This is a genomic window from Janthinobacterium aquaticum, assembly GCF_009208565.1.
GTDB lineage: Bacteria > Pseudomonadota > Gammaproteobacteria > Burkholderiales > Burkholderiaceae_D > Janthinobacterium.
Genome location: NZ_WFLK01000006.1, coordinates 151,897 through 171,396, shown reverse-complemented (window position 1 = coordinate 171,396; position 19,500 = coordinate 151,897). Strand labels below are relative to the sequence as shown.

General features: G+C 61.6%; 7 protein-coding genes. 6 read left to right on the top strand and 1 reads right to left on the bottom strand.

All coding sequences use genetic code 11. The features are described 5' to 3' along the window. Window positions 1-19 precede the first annotated feature (19 nt). The 3 genes from GCM43_RS11885 (at window position 20) to GCM43_RS11880 (ending at window position 14,767) form a co-directional block, all read left to right on the top strand. Window positions 20-13,942, top strand: a complete 13,923-nt coding sequence (locus GCM43_RS11885; protein ID WP_152244462.1) for a YDG domain-containing protein — start codon at window positions 20-22, stop codon at window positions 13,940-13,942. 160 nt (window positions 13,943-14,102) lie between these two features. Further along, a complete protein-coding gene (locus GCM43_RS25815; RefSeq protein WP_193315602.1) occupies window positions 14,103-14,312 on the top strand; it encodes a sulfotransferase in 210 nt (69 codons plus the stop codon). Window positions 14,313-14,320: 8 nt separating this feature from the next. Further along, entirely contained in the window at window positions 14,321-14,767 is a 447-nt protein-coding gene (locus GCM43_RS11880) for a hypothetical protein (protein WP_193315601.1), read from the top strand. On the opposite strand, the gene GCM43_RS11875 is transcribed toward GCM43_RS11880, so the two are convergent. Next, window positions 14,710-15,996 (bottom strand): maltoporin, encoded by a 1,287-nt coding sequence (locus GCM43_RS11875; RefSeq protein WP_152244460.1) that lies wholly within the window; start codon window positions 15,994-15,996, stop codon window positions 14,710-14,712. The genes GCM43_RS11880 and GCM43_RS11875 overlap by 58 nt on opposite strands. A 325-nt stretch (window positions 15,997-16,321) precedes the next feature. Here GCM43_RS11875 and GCM43_RS11870 point away from each other — a divergent pair, with 325 nt between their 5' ends. The 3 genes from GCM43_RS11870 (at window position 16,322) to GCM43_RS11860 (ending at window position 19,455) form a co-directional block, all read left to right on the top strand. Next, the gene (locus tag GCM43_RS11870) at window positions 16,322-17,632 is read left to right on the top strand and encodes an ABC transporter substrate-binding protein (RefSeq protein WP_152244458.1); all 1,311 of its coding nucleotides are present in this window, start codon (window positions 16,322-16,324) and stop codon (window positions 17,630-17,632) included. Window positions 17,633-17,766: 134 nt separating this feature from the next. Continuing rightward, entirely contained in the window at window positions 17,767-18,627 is an 861-nt protein-coding gene (locus tag GCM43_RS11865) for a carbohydrate ABC transporter permease (RefSeq protein WP_152244456.1), read from the top strand. A gap of 9 nt (window positions 18,628-18,636) precedes the next feature. Continuing rightward, the gene (locus GCM43_RS11860; RefSeq protein ID WP_152244454.1) at window positions 18,637-19,455 is read left to right on the top strand and encodes a carbohydrate ABC transporter permease; all 819 of its coding nucleotides are present in this window, start codon (window positions 18,637-18,639) and stop codon (window positions 19,453-19,455) included. Window positions 19,456-19,500 lie beyond the last annotated feature (45 nt).

The window sequence follows — 19,500 nt, the reverse complement described above, 5'->3', positions numbered from 1 at the left end:
GGACCACCAGGACACCGCCATGAATCATATCTACCGTTCAATCTGGAACAAAGCCACCGGCGCCTATGCCGCCGTTTCCGAAAACGTCAAGTCGGCCGGCAAGAGCTCCATTCCTGGTTCGAGTGGTGGCGGCGCCGCGTTCGCCCTGAAAGCGCTGGCCGCGTCGCTGATGCTCGGGTTTGGCTCGCTTGCGCTGGCCGGGCCGACCGGTGGCACCGTGGTGGCCGGCCAGGCGCAGATCGTCGGGGCGCCCGGTTCGACCACCATCAACCAGGGCAGCCAGAACGCCGTCATCAACTGGGCCAATTTCAATATTGGCGCCAATGAGTCGGTCCGCTTCAACCAGCCCAACAGCAATTCGGTAGCGCTGAACCGGGTGCTGGGCAGCGACGGCACGACGATCCTGGGCAATCTGTCGGCCAACGGCAAGGTGTTTATCGTGAACCCGAACGGCATTCTGTTCGGGCAGGGCGCCTCGGTCAATACGGCTGGCCTGGTGGGTTCGACGCTCGATATCAGCAATGCCGACTTCATGTCGGGCAATTACAAGTTTACCGGCAATGGCGCCGGCCGCGTGCTGAACCAGGGCTCCATCAGTGCGCCGGGCGGCTATGTGGCACTGCTGGGGGCCAATGTGTCGAATGAAGGCACGATCCAGGCGCGCCTCGGTTCGGTGGCGCTGGCTGCCGGGCGCGCCATCACGCTTGATGTCGCCGGTGACGGTCTGCTCAATGTGACGGTGGACCAGGGTGCAGTTGGTGCGCTGGTCAGTAACGGTGGCCTGATCAGGGCCGATGGCGGTAACGTGCTGCTCAGTGCGCAGGCCGCAGGCGACCTGCTCAAAACAGTGGTCAACAATACCGGCATTATCGAAGCGCAGACGATCGATACGAAAAGCGGCACCATCAAACTGCTGGGCGACATGCAGAGCGGCACGGTCAACGCGGCCGGCACGCTCGACGCCAGCGCGCCGACCGGTGGCAAGGGCGGCTTTATCGATACCTCGGCGGCGCATGTGAAACTTGATGACGCCTTGAAAGTGACGACGGCATCGAGCAAGGGCGCGAGCGGCACCTGGCTGATCGACCCGACCGACTACACCATCGCGGCCACCGGCGGCGACCAGACCGGCGCGTTTTTTACCAATGTGCTCAAGAGCACCAGTGTCCAGATTCAGAGCATCTCGGGCGGCAGCGGCACGCTGGGCAACATCAACGTCAACGACACGATTTCGTGGTCGGCCAACCAGCTGAAGCTGACGGCGCAAAACAATATCAATATCAACCAGCCGCTGCGCGGTTCCGGCACGGCCAGCCTGGCGCTGGAATACGGGCAACAGGCGGCTATGGCAAGCAACCTGTCCACTTACAATGTCAAGGCCGAAATCGACTTGCCATCGGGGCTGAACTTCAGCACCAAGCTGGGCAATGACGGCACGGCGACCGTCTATACGGTGATCAACTCCCTGGGCGCTGCCAACAGCACCACCGGCACCGATTTGCAGGGCTTGAGAAATACGCTGAACGGCAACTTCGTGTTGGGCGCCAATATCGATGCGAGCGGTACGGCGAACACGGTAATCTGGGGTGCCAATGGCTTTACGTCGATCGGCACCAACACCGTGCCATTTACCGGCCAGTTCGATGGCCTGGGCCATGTGATTACCGGTTTGAACAGCTCCACCACCGCCTCGGCCGGCGTGGCGGGCCTGTTCGGTGCCAATGCTGGCAGCATCCGCAATATCGGCCTGGTCGCGCCTGTCATCGCCGCCAATATCAGCGGTACGCAAGGCAATATCGGCGCACTGTCTGCCTTCAACAGCGGCACCATCAGTAATACGTATGTCAGCGGTGGTACTGTGACAGTCACGGTTGGCGCCGCAGCAGGCGGCCTTGTTGCACGTAATAGTGGGTCGATCAGCGACAGCCGCAACAGCAGCACGGTGACCGTGACAGGAGACACTGACCCCTGGCTGGGAGGGCTGGTTGCTGCCAATACGACCAAAGACAGCAAGATTGAAAACAGCTATAACACGGGCGTAGTGAGCGCACCATATGTTGCCGCTGGGTTGGTTGGCGATAATTATGGCAGCATAATCAACAGTTTTAATAGAGGAAATGTGACAGCGGGTACTGGTGCCGGCGGCTTGGTCAATCAAAATCGCGCGACTGGTGTAATTAGCAATAGCTTCAACATCGGTGTCGTGACGGGCTCATCTTGGACTGGCGGTTTGGTAAGCAATAATCTCACCTCGGGCCAAATCCTCAATAGCTACTCGACTGGTGCAGTGACCGCCAATAAGCTCGTCAACAGCGGTATTGGGGGCTTGGTGGGAGGCAATTCTGGCATCATCAGCAACAGTTATGCGACTGGCACGGTAACGGGCGGCACGATCGTAGGCGGCGTGGTTGGCAACAATTCAGCCTCTAGTTCGGTCAGCAATGTCTATTCGTCCGGCGCAGTGACACTGCTTCCAGGCGCCACGGGAGACATCGGCGGCGTTATTGGCAAAATCGCTTCTGGCTCAAATCCGGTGATTGGTGGCGGGTATTACAACAAGACTCTGAATCCGACCTTGAACGGCATCGGTGTCAATTCCGGCAGCACCTTCCCTACCTCGATTATCGGCCTGACTTCGGCTGAAATGCAAGTCGCGTCGAACTTCTCCACCTTTACTTTCACGAGCACCACCGGCGCGGCGGGCAACAACTGGGTCATGGTCAATAACGACGGCACGCTCAACGGCGCGGGTAACGCGACAGGCGCCACCGGGCCGATGCTGGCGGCCGAGTACAGCACCAATATCTACTCGTCGCACCAGCTGCAATTGATGGCGATGAACCTGGCCGGCAACTACACGCTGAAGCAGGATATCAACGCGGCCAGCACGGGTACCACCAACGATGTCTGGAATGGCGGCACCTTCGTGCCGGTCGGCGCCAACACCAGCAGGCCGTTTACCGGCACTTTTGATGGCACCGGCCATGTCATTTCCGGTCTGGTGATCAACCGACCCAGCAACAGTTACGGCGGCCTGTTCGGTGTAACCTCGGGTACTGCGATCGTGCGCAATGTCGGTCTGGAAGGCGGCAGCGTTATCGCCGGCGATGCCGCAGGTGCGCTGGTCGGGCTGAACCAGGGCCTGGTCGACGGCAGTTACAGCACGGGCAGCGTGTCGGGCGGCACCCAGGTCGGCGGCCTGGTCGGCGGGAACGGCGCGCCTGGCATCGTCAGCAACAGCTACGCCAGCGGTGCTGTCAGCGGTACGAGCTACATCGGCGGCCTGGTTGGCACGAGTTCCGGCACGCTGACCAACAACTATGCCAGCGGCACCGTCACCGGCGGCAATAGCATCGGCGGCCTGACTAGCTTCAGCAACGGCGCCGCCAGTGGCAATTTCTGGGATACCACCACTAGTGCCGTGCCGAACAGCGCTGCAGGCACCGGCTTGAGCACGGCGCAAATGAAGCTGCTGTCGACCTACACCGGGCCGGGCTGGAATCTGGCCAGCACGTGGATCGTCTACGACACCAATACCTACCCCTTGCTGCGCGCCTTCATGACGCCGCTGCAGGTGACGTTTGCCTCGAACGCCACCAAGACCTATGACGGCACCAGCAACTGGACGGCGCCGGGCGCCACCTACTCGAACCCGAATGCGGTGCTGCAAGGTAGCCTGAACTATGGCGCGGCGGGCAGCGCGGTCAACGCCGGTACCTACGCCATCACGGCCGGCGGCCTGTATTCCGGCCAGCGCGGGTACGCCATCAGTTCCAACGCGGCGACCCTGACCATCGACAAACTGGGCGTGACATTGAGCGGCGCGACGGTGGCCACCCGCGACTATAACGGCACCACCGCCGCCACGCTGGTGGGCGGCTCGCTGTCGGGCGTGCTGTCGCAGGATACCGCCAACGTGACGTACAACACCGGCACCTTCAACACCAAGGATGTGGGCACCGGCAAGGCCGTGACGGCAACTACCACCGGCAGCGCCAGCGGCAACTATATCGTCTCGGCCACCGGCCTGACCGGCACCATCACGCAGAAAGCCCTGACCGTCACCGGCCTGGCCGCGACCACCAAGGTATACGACAATCTGGCGTCGGCAACCGTGACTGGCGGTACCTTTGTTGGCCTGGTAAGCGGTGAAACCCTGAACCTCGGCACCTCGAGCGGGACTTACCAGGACGCCAACGCCGGCACCAACAAGACGCTGACGGTAACGCTGGGTACCGTGTCGAATGGTTCTGGCCTGGCCAGCAATTATTCGATCACCTCGCCCGGCACCATCACCGGCACCATCACGCCCAAGGCCCTGAGCTGGGCCAGCCTGTCGGTGGGTGACAAAGAATATGACGGCAACACGACGGCCAGCATCAGCAAGGCGACCATCTCCGGCCTGGTGGGCAGCCAGGAGCTGACCACCAGCCGCACTGCGACATTCGCCGACCAGAACGCCGGCAATAACAAGACGGTCACCGTCCACGCCACCCTGAGCGATGGCGGCAGTGGCGGCACCACTGGCCTGGCGTCCAACTACACGTTTGCGGATGCCACCGTGACGGCCAGCATCACGCCCAAAGCCTTGACGGTGAGTGGCGCCGTGGCCGGCAACAAGACTTACGACGGCACCAAGGCGGCCGCGATTACGGGCGGCACCCTGGGCGGCATGATCGGCAGCGAAACGGTTGGCCTGGGCGCGCTGTCGGGCAGCTTTGCCGACCAGAACGCCGGCAATGGCATTGCCGTGACGGTTACCGGTGGCACCTTGAGCGATGGCAGCAACGGTGGCCTGGCCAGCAACTACACGGTCGGCAGCGTGACGGGCCTGTCGGCCAATATCACGCAAAAAACCCTGACGGTCAGCGGCGTGACCGTTGCCAGCAAAGCCTACGACGGTGACACCAAGGCCACCATTTCGGGCGGTACCCTCAATGGCCTGGTGAGCGGCGAAACCCTGACCCTGTCCGGCCAGAGCGGGACATTCAACGACCAGAACGCTGGCAACGGCAAAGCCGTGACGGTGACCGGCGCCACCCTGGGTAACGGTAGCGGCCTGGCCAGCAACTATACGGTCAGCAACGCCACCGGCGCGACCGGCAATATCACACGCAAGGCGCTGACGGTGACCGGCGCGACAGCCAGCGACAAGGTCTACGATGGCAGCACGGCGGCCACCATCAACGGCGGCGCCCTGTCCGGCCTGGTCGGCTCGGAAACGCTGGGTCTGTCCAGCCTTGCCGGCACCTTTGTCGACAAGAACGCCGCCAGCGGCAAGACCGTGACGGTAACCGGCGGCACCCTGTCCGACGGCACTGGCGGTGGCCTGGCCAGCAATTACACGGTCGGCCCGGTAACGGGCCTGACGGCCAGCATTACACAAAAGGCCCTGACGGTGAGTGGCATGACGGTCAGCGCTAAGACGTATGACGGCAATACCAAGGCCAGCGTGACTGGCGGCACCCTCAATGGCCTGGTCACCGGAGAAACCTTGAGTGTGTCCGGCCAGACGGGCACCTTCAACAACAAGGACGCCGGCACCGGCAAGGCCGTGACCGTTACCGGCACGACTCTGGTCGACGGCAGCGGCCTGGCCAGCAATTATTCGGTGACCAATCCGACCGGCGTGACTGGCGACATCACGCAAAAAGCCTTGACGGTCACCGGCGTGACGGGCACCGGCAAGGTCTATGATGGCACCACCAAAGCCACCGTCAGCGGTGGCAGCCTGAGTGGGCTGGTCGGCAGTGAAACGCTGAGCCTTTCCGGCCTTTCGGGCGCCTTTGCAGACAAGAACGTGGGGACCGGCAAGGGCATCGTCGTCACTGGCGCGACCCTGAGCGACGGCACCGGACTGGCCAGCAACTATAGCGTCAGCAATCCGACCGGCGTGACGGCCAATATCACCCAGGCCAGCATCAGCGCGGTCAGCAACATCGTGGCCAGCGACAAGGTCTATGACGGCAATACCAAGGCCACCGTCAGCAATGCCGGCGCCACCTTTGCCGGCATGGTCAATGGCGACGCGCTCACGGTCAGCGCTACTTCGGCTGCCTTTGCCGACAAGAATGCCGGCAGCGGCAAAACCGTCAACGCCAGCGGCCTGACGCTCGGTGGTACCGATGTGGCCAACTATGTTCTGACAGCAACTACTGGCAGCGGCACGGCGGCCATTACGCCCAAAGCCCTGACCATTATTAACATGACTGCCGGTAGCAAGGTCTACAACGGCAACACCACTGCCAGTCTGCTGGGTGGTTCGATCAGTGGGCTGGTCGGTACGGAAAGCGTGGCCGTGAGCGGTTTGACGGCAGCGTTTGACAACGCCAATGTCGGCACCGGCAAAACGGTGACGGTATCGGGCGCAACGCTGGGCAATGGCGGCGGCGGTGGCCTGGCCGCGAACTACACGATCAGCAACCCGACCGGCCTGACGGCGAACATTACGCCGAAAGCACTGACGGTGACGGGCATGACGGCCGGCAGCAAGGTCTATGACGGCACCACCGCAGCAACGCTGGCCGGCGGCAACCTCAGCGGCCTGGTCGGCAGCGAGACGCTGGTGATATCGGGTGGCAGCGGCGTATTTGTCGACAAGAACGCCGGCAACGGCAAGGCGGTAACGGTGTCGGGCGTCAGCCTGCTCGACGGCACGGGTCTGGCCAGCAATTACACGGTCAGCAATCCGACCAGTGTTACCGGCAATATCACGCAAAAAGTCCTGACTGTCACCGGTGCGCTGGCGTCTGACAAAACCTATGACGGCGCGCTTGGCGCCACCATTACAGGCGGCAGCCTGAGCGGCACGATAGGCACGGAAACGGTGGGCCTGAGCAGCCTCACCGGCACGTTTGTCGACAAGAATGCCGGCAGCGGCAAGGCCGTCAGCATCACCGGCGGGGTCTTGTCCGATGGCAGTAATGGTGGCCTGGCCAGTAATTACTCGGTTGGCACAGTTACCGGCCTGTCGGCCAGCATCGCGCAAAAAGCATTGACAGTCACCGGCGTGGCGGGCACCAGCAAAGTCTATGACGGCACCACCAAGGCCACCGTCACCGGTGGCAGCCTGAGTGGCCTGGTTGGTGGCGAAACCCTGGGCCTGTCCGGCCTGGCGGGCGCTTTTGCAGACAAGAACGCAGGCATCGCCAAGGGCGTCATCATCACTGGCGCGACCCTGAGCGACGGCACCGGACTGGCCAGCAACTATAGCGTCAGCAATCCGACCGGCGTGACGGCCAATATCAGCCAGGCCAGCATCAGCGCGGTCAGCAACATCGTGGCCGGCGACAAGGTCTATGACGGCAATACCAAGGCCACTGTCAGCAATGCCGGCGCCACCTTTGCCGGCATGGTCAATGGCGACGCGCTCACGGTCAGCGCTACTTCGGCAGCCTTTGCCGACAAGAATGCCGGCAGCGGCAAAACCGTCAACGCCAGCGGCCTGACGCTCGGTGGTACCGATGTGGCCAACTATGTTCTGACAGCAACTACTGGCAGCGGCACGGCGGCCATTACGCCCAAAGCCTTGAGCATTATTAACATGACTGCCGGTAGCAAGGTCTACAACGGCAACACCACTGCCAGTCTGCTGGGTGGTTCGATCAGTGGGCTGGTCGGTACGGAAAGCGTGGCCGTGAGCGGGTTGACGGCAGCGTTTGACAACGCCAATGTCGGCACCGGCAAAACGGTGACGGTATCAGGCGCCACCCTGGGCAATGGCGGCGGCGGTGGCCTGGCCGCGAACTACACGATCAGCAACCCGACCGGCCTGACGGCGAACATCACGCCGAAAGCACTGACCGTGACGGGCATGACGGCCGGCAGCAAGGTCTATGACGGCACCACCGCAGCAACGCTGGCCGGCGGCAACCTCAGCGGCCTGGTCGGCAGCGAGACGCTGGTGATATCGGGCGGCAGCGGCGTATTTGTCGACAAGAACGCCGGCAACGGCAAGGCGGTAACGGTATCGGGCGTCAGCCTGCTTGACGGCACGGGTCTGGCCAGCAATTACACGGTCAGCAATCCGACTGGTGTTACCGGCAATATCACGCAAAAAGTCCTGACCGTAACCGGCTCGCTGGCGCTTGATAAAACCTATGACGGCACGCGCGATGCCACCATTACGGGCGGCACGTTGGGCGGTTTTGTCGGTTTGGAAACTGTCGGCCTGACAGGCTTGAGTGGCGCGTTCGGCGACAAGAATGCCGGCAACGACAAGGCTGTCAATATTACCGGCGCCACGCTGGCCAATGGCAGCAACGGTGGCCTTGGCAGCAATTACACGGTCGCTGGCAGCCTGACTGCCAGCATTGCGCAAAAAGCCTTGAGCGTCACCGGCGTGACGGCCGGCAACAAGGTCTATGACAGCACCACCAAGGCCACCGTCACCGGTGGCGCCTTGAGCGGCCTGGTCGGCTCGGAAACCCTGGGCCTGTCCGGCCTCTCGGGTGCTTTCGGCGACAAGAACGCCGGCACCGACAAAGCCATCATCGTCAGTGGCGCCACGCTGGCCGACGGCAGCAACGGCGGTCTTGCCAGCAACTACACGGTCAGCAACCCGATCGATGTCAAAGCCGATATCGCCAAGGCGAACATCACGGGCGTGACCGGCTTTGTGGGCGGCACCAAAGTATATGACGCGACCACCACAGCCACCGTCAGCAACGCCGGCGCCACGTTTGCCGGCATGTTCGGTGGCGACGCCTTGACTGTCAGCGCCACTTCGGCCGACTTCATCGACAAGAACGCCGGCAGCGGCAAGGTTGTCAACGCCAGCGGCTTGTCACTGGGCGGTGCCGATGCCGGCAACTACAATCTGACGGCGGTGACTGGCGCAGGTACTGGCAGCATCACCCAGGCACAGATTACCGGCGTGACGGGCATCATCGCTGGCAGCAAGACCTATGACGCCACGACCACGGCCACGGTCAGCAGCGCTGGCGCGACGTTTGCCGGCATGTTCAATGGCGACGCCTTGAATGTCAGCGCCACCTCGGCCAACTTCACCGACAAGAACGCCGGCAGCGGCAAGGCCGTTAATGCCAGCGGCCTGTCACTGGGCGGTGCCGATGCCGGCAACTACAATCTGACGGCGGTGACTGGCGCAGGTACTGGCAGCATCACCCAGGCACAGATTACCGGCGTGACGGGTATCATCGCTGGCAGCAAGACCTATGACGCCACCACCACGGCCACGGTCAGCAATGCCGGCGCGACGTTTGCCGGCATGTTCAATGGCGACGCCTTGAATGTCAGCGCCACCTCGGCCAACTTCGTCGACAAGAACGCCGGCAGCGGCAAGGTTGTCAACGCCACTGGCTTGTCACTGGGCGGTGCCGATGCCGGCAACTACAATCTGACGGCAGTCACCGGCAGCGGCACGGGTACCATTACCCAGGCGCAAATTGCCAGCGTCAGCGGCATCACGGCCGTGACCAAAACCTATGACGGAAGCGACGCCGCCACCTTGAACGCCGGTGCCACCTACAACGGCTTGCTGGGTAGCGACAGCCTGTCGTTCAGTGCCACCAAGGCGACCTTCAGCGACAAGAACGCCGCCACCGGCAAGACCGTCAATGTCGAAGGTATCGTGCTGGGCGGCACCGACGCGGGCAATTACACCCTGGCCAGCACTATCGGCACCGGCACCGGCGATATCGCCAAGGCCGTCATTACCGGCGTAAGTGGTATTGCTGCTGGCGACAAGGTATATGACGGCACCCGAGGCGCCACCCTCGATACCAGCGGCGCGACTTTTGCAGGCATGGTCGCTGGCGACCAGTTGAGCGCGAGCGGGGCAGGACTGTTTGCTGACAAGAATGCGGCTACTGGCAAGACCGTGACTATCAGTGATATCGCGCTTGCTGGCGCGGACGCCGGCAACTACACCTTGAGCGCCAATACGGCCAGCACCAAGGCCAGTATCAGCCAGGCGACCATCACGGGCGTGGCCGGCATTACCGCCGGCGACAAGGTGTATGACGGCACCCGGGGCGCCACCCTCGATACCAGCGGTGCGACGTTTGCAGGCATGGTCGCCGGCGACCAGTTGAGCGCCAGCGGGGCAGGGCTGTTTGCTGACAAGAATGCGGCCACCGGCAAGACGGTGACCATCAGCGATATCGTGCTCGCTGGCGCGGATGCCGGCAACTACAGCTTGAGCGCCAGTACGGCCAGCACCAAGGCCAGTATCAGCCAGGCGTCCATCACCGGTGTGACCGGCATTCTGGCCGGCAGCAAGGTCTATGACACCAGCACCAAAGCCACTGTCAGCAATGCGGGCGCAACCTTTGCCGGCATGGTCAATGGCGATGCCTTGAATGTCAGCGCGGCCTCGGCCACTTTCAATGACAAGAATGCCGGCAGCGGCAAGGTTGTCAACGCCAGCGGCCTGTCACTGGGCGGTGCCGATGCCGGCAACTACAATCTGACGGCAGTCACCGGCACTGGCACGGGCACCATTACCCAGGCGCAAATTGCCAGCGTCAGCGGCATCACGGCCGTGACCAAAACGTATGATGGCAGCGACGCCGCCACTTTGAACGCCGGCGCCACTTACAATGGCGTGCTGGGCAGCGACAGCCTGTCATTTACCGCCACCAAGGCCACGTTCAGCGACAAGAACGCGGGTACTAAAACGGTGAACGTCGAAGGCATCGTCCTGGGCGGCACGGACGCGGGCAATTACAGTCTGGCCAGCAGCATTGCCAGCGGCACGGGCGCCATCACGCCGAAAGCGCTGACGGTGACGGGCGCGACGGCGGGTAACAAGGTGTATGACGGCACGCTGGCAGCAAGCGTGACGGGCGGCGCCTTGAGTGGCCTGGTCGGTGGTGAAACCTTGTCGTTGTCCGGTTTGACGGGCACTTTTGCATCACAAAATGCGGCCAGCAATATTGCCGTAACGGCAAGCGGCGCGACGCTGGCTAATGGCACCGGTCTGGCCAGCAACTATACGGTCAGCAACCCGACCGGCCTGACAGCCAGCATAACGCCAAAAGCGCTGACGGTCACCGGCCAGCTGGCTGGCAACAAGGTCTATGACGGCAATGCGGTTGCCAGCCTTACCGGCGGCGTGCTGAGCGGCCTCGTTGGCGGCGAAGCGCTGAACTTCGGCGGCCAGGTCGCCAGCTTCGGCGACAAGAACGCGGCCAACGGCAAAGCGGTCACAGTCACCGGCACCACGCTGGTCGATACCGCCAGTGGTCTGGCCAGCAACTATACGGTCAGCAACCCGACCGGCTTGACGGCCAGTATTACGCCCAAAGCGCTGACGGTAAGCGGTCAGCTGGCTGGTAACAAGGTCTACGACGGCAATACCGTCGCCAGCCTGTCCGGTGGCGCCCTGAGCGGTCTGGTCGATGGCGAAACCCTGGGCTTTGGTGGCCAGAGCGCCGTGTTCAGCGACAAGAACGCCGCCAATGGCAAGACGGTCACGGTAACGGGCACCACGCTGCTCGATACGGCAAGCGGCCTGGCCAGCAACTACACGGTCAGCAACCCGACCGGCTTGAGCGCCAGCATCACGGCCAAGGCCCTGACGGTGACTGGTCAGCTGGCGGGCAATAAAGTCTACGACGGTAATACCGTCGCCAGCCTGTCCGGCGGCGCCCTGAGTGGTCTGGTGGGCGGCGAAACCCTGGGCTTTGCGGGTCAAACCGCCGTGTTCAGCGACAAGAACGCGGCCAATGGCAAAACCGTCACAGTCACCGGCACCACGCTGGTCGATACCGCCACTGGCCTGGCCAGCAACTATACGGTCAGCAACCCGACCGGCTTGAGCGCCAGCATCACGGCCAAGGCTTTGACGGTGACCGGTCAGTTGGCCGGCAACAAGGTCTACGATGGCAATACCGTCGCCAGCCTGTCCGGCGGCGCCCTGAGTGGTCTGGTGGGCGGCGAAACCCTGGGCTTTGCGGGTCAAACCGCTGTGTTCAGCGACAAGAATGCGGCCAACGGCAAATCTGTCACAGTCACCGGCACCACGCTGGTCGATACCGCCACTGGCCTGGCCAGCAACTATACGGTCAGCAACCCGACCGGCTTGACGGCCAGCATTACGGCCAAGGCACTGACGGTGACCGGCCAGTTGGCCGGCAATAAAGTCTATGACGGCAATACCGTCGCCAGCTTGTCCGGCGGCGCCCTGAGTGGTCTGGTGGGCGGCGAAACCCTGGGCTTTGCGGGTCAAACCGCCGTGTTCAGCGACAAGAACGCGGCCAATGGCAAAACCGTCACAGTCACCGGCACCACGCTGGTTGATACCGCCACTGGCCTGGCCAGCAACTATACGGTCAGCAATCCAACCGGCTTGACGGCCAGCATTACGCCAAAAGCGGTGACGATCACTGGCCAGCTGGCGGGCAACAAGGTCTATGACGGCAATGCGGTTGCCAGCCTGACTGGCGGCGTGTTGAATGGTCTGGTCGGCAGCGAAGCGCTGAACTTCGGCGGCCAGGTCGCCAGCTTCAGCGACAAGAACGCCGCCAACGGCAAAGCGGTCACGGTCACCGGTACCACGCTGCTCGATACGGCAAGTGGCCTGGCCAGCAATTACACGGTCAGCAACCCGACCGGCTTGACAGCCAGCATTACGCCAAAAGCGCTGACGGTCACCGGCCAGCTGGCTGGCAACAAGGTCTATGACGGCAATGCGGTTGCCAGCCTGACCGGCGGCGTGCTGAGCGGCCTCGTTGGCAGCGAAGTGCTGAACTTCGGTGGCCAGGTCGCCAGCTTCAGCGACAAGAACGCCGCCAATGGCAAGGCGGTCACGGTAACCGGTACCACGCTGCTCGATACGGCAAGCGGCCTGGCCAGCAACTACACGGTCAGCAACCCGACCGGCTTGACAGCCAGTATTACGCCCAAAGCGCTGACGGTCACCGGCCAGCTGGCAAGCAACAAAGTGTATGACGGCAATGCGACTGCCAGCTTGTCCGGTGGCAGCCTGAACGGTCTGGTGGCAGGCGAGACGCTGGGGATTGCCGGCCAGAGTGCAGCTTTTGCCGACAAGAATGCGGCCAATGGCAAGGCCGTGACGGTGAGCGGCACCACGCTGGTCGATGGCACGGGATCGGCATCGAACTACACGGTCAGCAATCCCACTGGCTTGAGCGCCAGCATTACACCGGCCAGCCTGGTAATCAGGGCCACCGGTGCCTCGCGCGCTTATGACACCACCACCAATGCCAGCGTTACACTCAGCGACAACCGCATTGCCGGTGATGTACTGACGATCAGTAATAGTGGCGCGCGCTTTGCCGACAAAAATGCCGGAGTCAACAAGACGATCACGGTCAATGGCATTGCGCTCGCTGGCGCCGATGCGGGGAACTATGTGGTCAGTTCCACGGTAAGCACCACGGCGAGCATCAGCCAGGTAGCGCTCGGAGTGAAGGTTGACAACGCCGAGAAGGACCAGGGCCGCGCCAATCCTGATTTCAGCGCCACCTATACCGGCCTGCTGGCCGGCGATACCTTGGCCAATGAAGTCAGTGGCAATCTGGCCTATGCCACCAATGCCAGTACCGCTTCGCCTGCGGGTAACTATCTGGTGTCGGCCTCGGGCCAGTCCTCGGTCAACTATGCGCTGACCTATACGCCGGGGGTACTGACCGTCCAACCGACCGAAGTGCTGCAAAGCGCGCTGGCCAGCGTGATCGGCACCGTCAACGTGGCGCCGTCGCAGGGCAATATGGTACAGGCTGACATGGTGGCCACAGGTGAACGTGCTGACAGCAAGGCCGATGTGGTCGCGGTGGCCACTGGCGAGTCTAATAACGGCAATACTGGTGCCACCAGCAGTACCGGCAATGGTCCGACGGTGCAGCTGACCGGCGCGGTGACGCCTAATGTGCTGCCAGGGCTGCGCCTGAACGTGATCGATACGGGGTTGCGCCTGCCGGGTGGCAATAGCAATACCAGCCTGGAAGCGCAATAATGTCTTGAAGTTTATCAAGGCCAAATCCGGGCTTTGATCGAATGCCGCCGCGTGCCTTGCATGCGGCGGCATTTTTTTGCCGGCGTAGCCTATCGTCCTATAATCGTAAAAAGTTCAGCTCCCAGACCATGGTTTGATTTGATATGAAAGACCGATTTTCATGACAGCACGATTTATCGGTGTCGCGGGCTTGCCGCGTGCCGGCTCCACCTTGCTGTGTCAGTTGCTGGCGCAGCATCCGGATTTGCATTGCGAAAGCAATAGTTCGCCTTTGTGCCACCTTGTGACAGGCATGCGGCACATGGTCAGCGATGACGCTTTTTTCTGTCCCAGCTGGACCAGGCATTTGAGACCGGCTATGCCCATTTGAAAGGCGGCATGCAGGGTTTCGTGCGCGGCTGGTACCGTGATTGCGGCAAGCTGGCCGTGGTCGACAAGAACAATAGTGTTGAGTTGCTGCTGGAACTGGCGCCGAAGGCTAAACTGGCGATCTGCGTGCGTGAGCTGGGACAGATCTACGGCTCGATCGAGGCGCAGCACCAGCGTACCATCCTGCTTGATTTTATCAATCATCTGGCCGACCACGACCGCATGGGACGCGCTGATCTGTTGTTTGCCAAAGACCGCACCATCGGTGCGCCACGCCGTGGTTTTACGAGATGTACTATCCCAAAGCTGGCCAGTAAGACCGGCAAAAGAAAAGGGCGGAACCGCAGTTCCGCCCTTCGATGCAACAGCTCAGGCCCGGTGCGGGCCTGCAACCATCATCAGAACCAGGTTTCCACCTGGAAGCCGTACGAGGTACCGCTGGTATTGTTGTTGTAGATCGGGCCGCCGTTGTTGGACGCGTTGACCGAAGCGGTCGCCGCATCGTTCCATTTGCCGTAGGTCACAAAAGCGCGCAGTTCAGGACGCGACCACAGGCCAGGACCGGCCGAGATGGTCGGTGCAATGGTCAGCTTGGTCAGGCGCTTGGCCGGGCCACCCGATTGCGTCACGCGGTCCGTGCCCAGTTCGCCAACGAGTTTGAAGTTGTTGGTGAAGGCGTACACAGGACGTGCGCCGATCGAGGTCCAGGTCGACGAACCGGCGTTCGATTCATCTTTTTGCCACAGGGCGACAAATTCCATGCCGAAGTTTTCCATCGGCTGGATCGCCATGTCATTGAACACGCGGGTACGCTTGCGGTCCGAACCGTAGCGGGTGTCGCCGGAAGCGCCGAGCTGGCCGCCGCCATCCTGGCCGATACCAGGGCCGACGCCGTACTGCACGCCGAAGGTGTTGCCGCCGCCATACACCTTGCCTTGACGGTGGAAGGCCGATACTTGCCAGCCGTTATGTTTCGGGCCAAAGATATCGTTGTCCTTGCCTTCGGCAATGATGTAGGTGGCAGCCAGGTCCAGCGTGCCGTTGGCGTTAACCGGAATGTCGCCCCAGATAAAGTTCTGGCGTGCGGCCGAACGGGTGCCCAGGATCGCGCCGGTGACCGGATCGCGGGTGTTGATATCGTTGTCCTTGAAGAAGGCGTACGAGAATTTGCCTGGGCCCATCGGGATGCGGTCCAGACCGGCGCCGGTACCGTTCATGTTGATGTACTGCAGGTCCAGCATATGGATGTCAGGACGGTAGTAGAAACGCTTACCGATCCAGGCCGTGCCGCCGTTCAGGAAATCGAGGCCTTGTGCTTCGACGTAGGCTTTGACGATGCCCAGTTTGTTGTCGCCGAAGTCCGAGTTCGGTGCGTAGGCGTTGACCCACACGGTGGCCAGGTAGTTGACGTTGCCCGACTTGGCGACCGACTTGGTGTAGCCGAATTCGGCGTAGGCGTCGCACTCGTTACCGAGGCGGTATTTCATGGTGTTGCCGCCCAGGCCGAAGCAGCCTTGCGAACCGCCATCGCCCGAGGTGTTGCTGCCGGCGCCAGCGCGCAGGTAGCCGTGGAAGCCTTCGGAATCGGATGGGTACATCGGGTCTGCCATGGCGGCGCCGCTGGCAAATGCAACGAGGGCCAAAGTCAGGGCGGCCGGCAGGGATTTCAATGCAGTGCGATTCATACTGTCTCCAGAATAAGCTATGTGTTGAAGCGCCAGCGTCAGGAGTGTCCCGCGACCGGCACGTGCGGTCTAATGCCGCAGGAGCAAGTCTAGCAGTGCTTTTTTTACTGGGACGATAGAAAATGAATGAAAATGAACAATTCTTCGCACTTTCTTCAAAAGTGTTGTTTTTATCCAATACTGATACTCTGGTACGTCAAGCCTGTGCAATAGAGTATCGAATTGCGGTTTTGGAGTATCAGGCCGCCTGAAAATCCGGTGATACATTGATGAGGTGGTGCCAGCAGCCGCATCGCCCAATAAAAAAACACACCGGAGACATTCAATGAAACGCTTTCCCCTGGCCGCGCTGTGCGCCGGCTTGTTTTTCATCGCCCCTGCCGTTCACGCCGCCACCGACCTGGTGATTGCCACCGTCAACAATGGCCATATGATCGAGATGCAAAAGCTCAGCAAGTTCTTCGAGCAGGCCAATCCCGACATCAAACTCAAATGGGTGACGCTGGAAGAGGGCATCTTGCGCCAGCGTATGACCACCGATATCGCCACCAAGGGCGGCCAGTTCGACGTGATGACCATCGGCCTGTATGAAACGCCGATCTGGGGCAAGAAAAACTGGCTGATCCCGATCAAGCCGGACGCCAAATACGAGGTCGACGACCTGCTGCCGGCGATTCGCGAAGGCCTGTCCGGCGACGGCAAGCTGTATGCGTCGCCGTTCTACGGCGAAAGCTCGATGATCATGTACCGCAGCGACCTGGTGAAAAAAGCCGGCATGACCATCGAAGACCGTCCGAGCTGGGACCATATCCGCGACGTGGCAGCCAAGATCCACGATCCGGCCAACGGCGTGTATGGCATCTGCCTGCGCGGCAAACCGGGCTGGGGCGACAATATGGCACTCATCACCACCATCGCAAACTCCTACGGCGGCCAGCTGTTCGACATGAAATGGAAGCCGCAATTTACCAGCAAACCGTGGAAAGACGCGGTCACGATGTATGTCGACCTGATGAAAAAATACGGTCCGCCGGGCGCCGCCGCCAACAGCTTCAATGAAAACCTGGCGCTGTTCAACCAGGGCAAGTGCGGCATGTGGATCGACGCGACCATTGCCGCGTCGTTCATCACCGATCCCAAGCAAAGCAAGGTGGCCGACAAGGTGGCCTTTGCCCAGTCGCCGGTCGGCGTGACCGAGCGCGGCGCCAACTGGCTGTGGATCTGGTCGCTGGCCATTCCATCGAGCTCCAAGCATCCGAACGAAGCGCAGCGCTTTATCAACTGGGCCACCTCGCCTGACTATATCAAGCTGGTGGCCAAAGAGACCAGCTGGGCCAATGTGCCGACGGGCACGCGCAAGTCGACCTACGCCAATCCCGAATTCCAGAAGGCCGCGGTATTTGCCGCCGCCGAAGGCAAGGCGCTGGCCACCACCCGCAACGTGCAAAGCACCTTGCCGCCATCGCCATACGTGGGCGTGCAGTTTGCCTCGATCCCCGAATTCCAGGTGATCGGCGTGGCTGCCGGCCAGCAGATGGCCGCTGCCTTGCTGGGCAAGGTGACGGTCGAGCAGGCGCTGCAACTGTCGCAGCAGACGGCCGAGCGCGAGATGCGCAAGGGTGGCTATTACAAATAGAGCGGGTCTGTTTTTAACTCGCCGTTTGCGCTGTTTTAACCCCAGGGCTACACCTGGGGTCGAACCCTGAGGGTCCGACCCCAGCCTGTTCGCCTTGCGGGTTGAATTGATTTCCCTCGCCCCAAGAGACTCCTATGAACCGCATTATCCCCCGCGCCTTGCTGATGCCGGCGGTGGTGGCCGTGTCCATCATTTCGGTGGTGCCGCTGCTGATCACGCTGTTCTACAGCTTCGTGCGCTATTCCATGCTGGACCCGAGCGGCCATCCTTTCCATGGCTTCGACAATTTTCACTTTTTCTTTACCGACGCCTCTTTTTTGCCGGCGCTGCAAAATACTTTCACGCTGCTGTTTTCCGTGATGCTGATCACGGTGGTGCTGGGCACCGCGCTGGGTCTGCTGATCAATGAAGCGTTTCCCGGCCGCGCGGTGGTGCGCGTGCTGCTGATTTCACCGTTTCTCGTCATGCCGGCAGTCAATGCACTGATGTGGAAAAACATGCTGCTCAACCCGATCTACGGCCTGTTTGCGCAGATCAGCATTTTCTTTGGCGCCACCCCGGTCGACTGGCTGTCGGCCCATCCTCTGGTGTCGATCATCATGATGGTGTCGTGGCAGTGGCTGCCGTTTGCCTGCCTGATCTTCATGACGGCACTGCAGTCGATGGACCGCGAGCAGCTCGAAGCGGCGCGCATGGACGGCGCCACCTATCTGCAGCAGCTGCGCTATCTGTATATCCCGCACCTGGGCCGCGCCGTGTCGGTCGTGCTGATGATCGAGATGATCTTTTTGCTGTCGGTGTTTGCCGAGATCTTTACCACCACCGGCGGCGGGCCGGGTTTCGACACCACCACCATCACCTTCATGATTTACCAGCAGGCCTTGCTGTCGTATGACATCGGCGCTGCATCGGCTGGCGCGCTGTTTGCCGTGCTGATCGCCAATATCGCCGCATTCTTCCTGATGCGCGTGATTGGCAAGAACCTGTCGAAATAAGGAATCACCATGCATAGCAAACTCAATCTGTATGGCCGCACGGCCGCCGCCTGGCTGTGCGCGCTGCTGCTGTTTTTTCCGATCTTCTGGCTGGCGCTGATGGCGTTCAAGACCGAAGGGCAGGCCATCACCACGCCGCCGCTGCTGTTCTTCACGCCGACCTTGGACAGCTTTAGCGAGGTGCTGGCGCGCGATAACTACTTCGGCTACGCCTTCAATTCGCTGTTTACCAGCGTGGTGTCGACTGCCATCGGCCTGCTGATCGCCATCCCGGCCGCCTATTCGATGGCGTTCTTTCCGACCGGCGGCACCATCGGCCTCTTGAAATTCATGCTCAGTTCACGCTATATGCCGGGCGTGGGCGCGCTGATGCCGATCTATATCTGCTACCAGTACTTCGGCCTGCTCGACACGCGCATTGGCCTGACCATCATGTTCATGCTGATGAACCTGCCGATCATGATCTGGCTGCTCTACACCAGCATGAAAGAGCTGCCGCGTGAAATCCTGGAAGCGTCGCGCATGGACGGCGCCAGCGTGTGGGAGGAATTTCGCTACGTGGTGCTGCCGCTGTCGGTGGGTGGCATCGCCTCGACGGCGCTGGTGTGCATGGTGTGGGCCTGGAACGAGTCGTTCTGGTCGCTCAACCTGGGCGCTTCGAACGCCGGCACGCTGGCCTGGCTGATCGCCTCGTATTCGAGTCCCGAAGGGCTGTTCTGGGCCAAGCTGTCGGCCGCCTCGCTGATGGCGATTGCGCCGATCATGGCGCTGGGCTGGTTCTGCCAGAAGCAGCTGGTACAAGGCATGACCTTCGGCGCTGTCAAGTGATGACGGCAGTAACCTGCTGCGCAGGTACTGCCTCCATCGAAACAT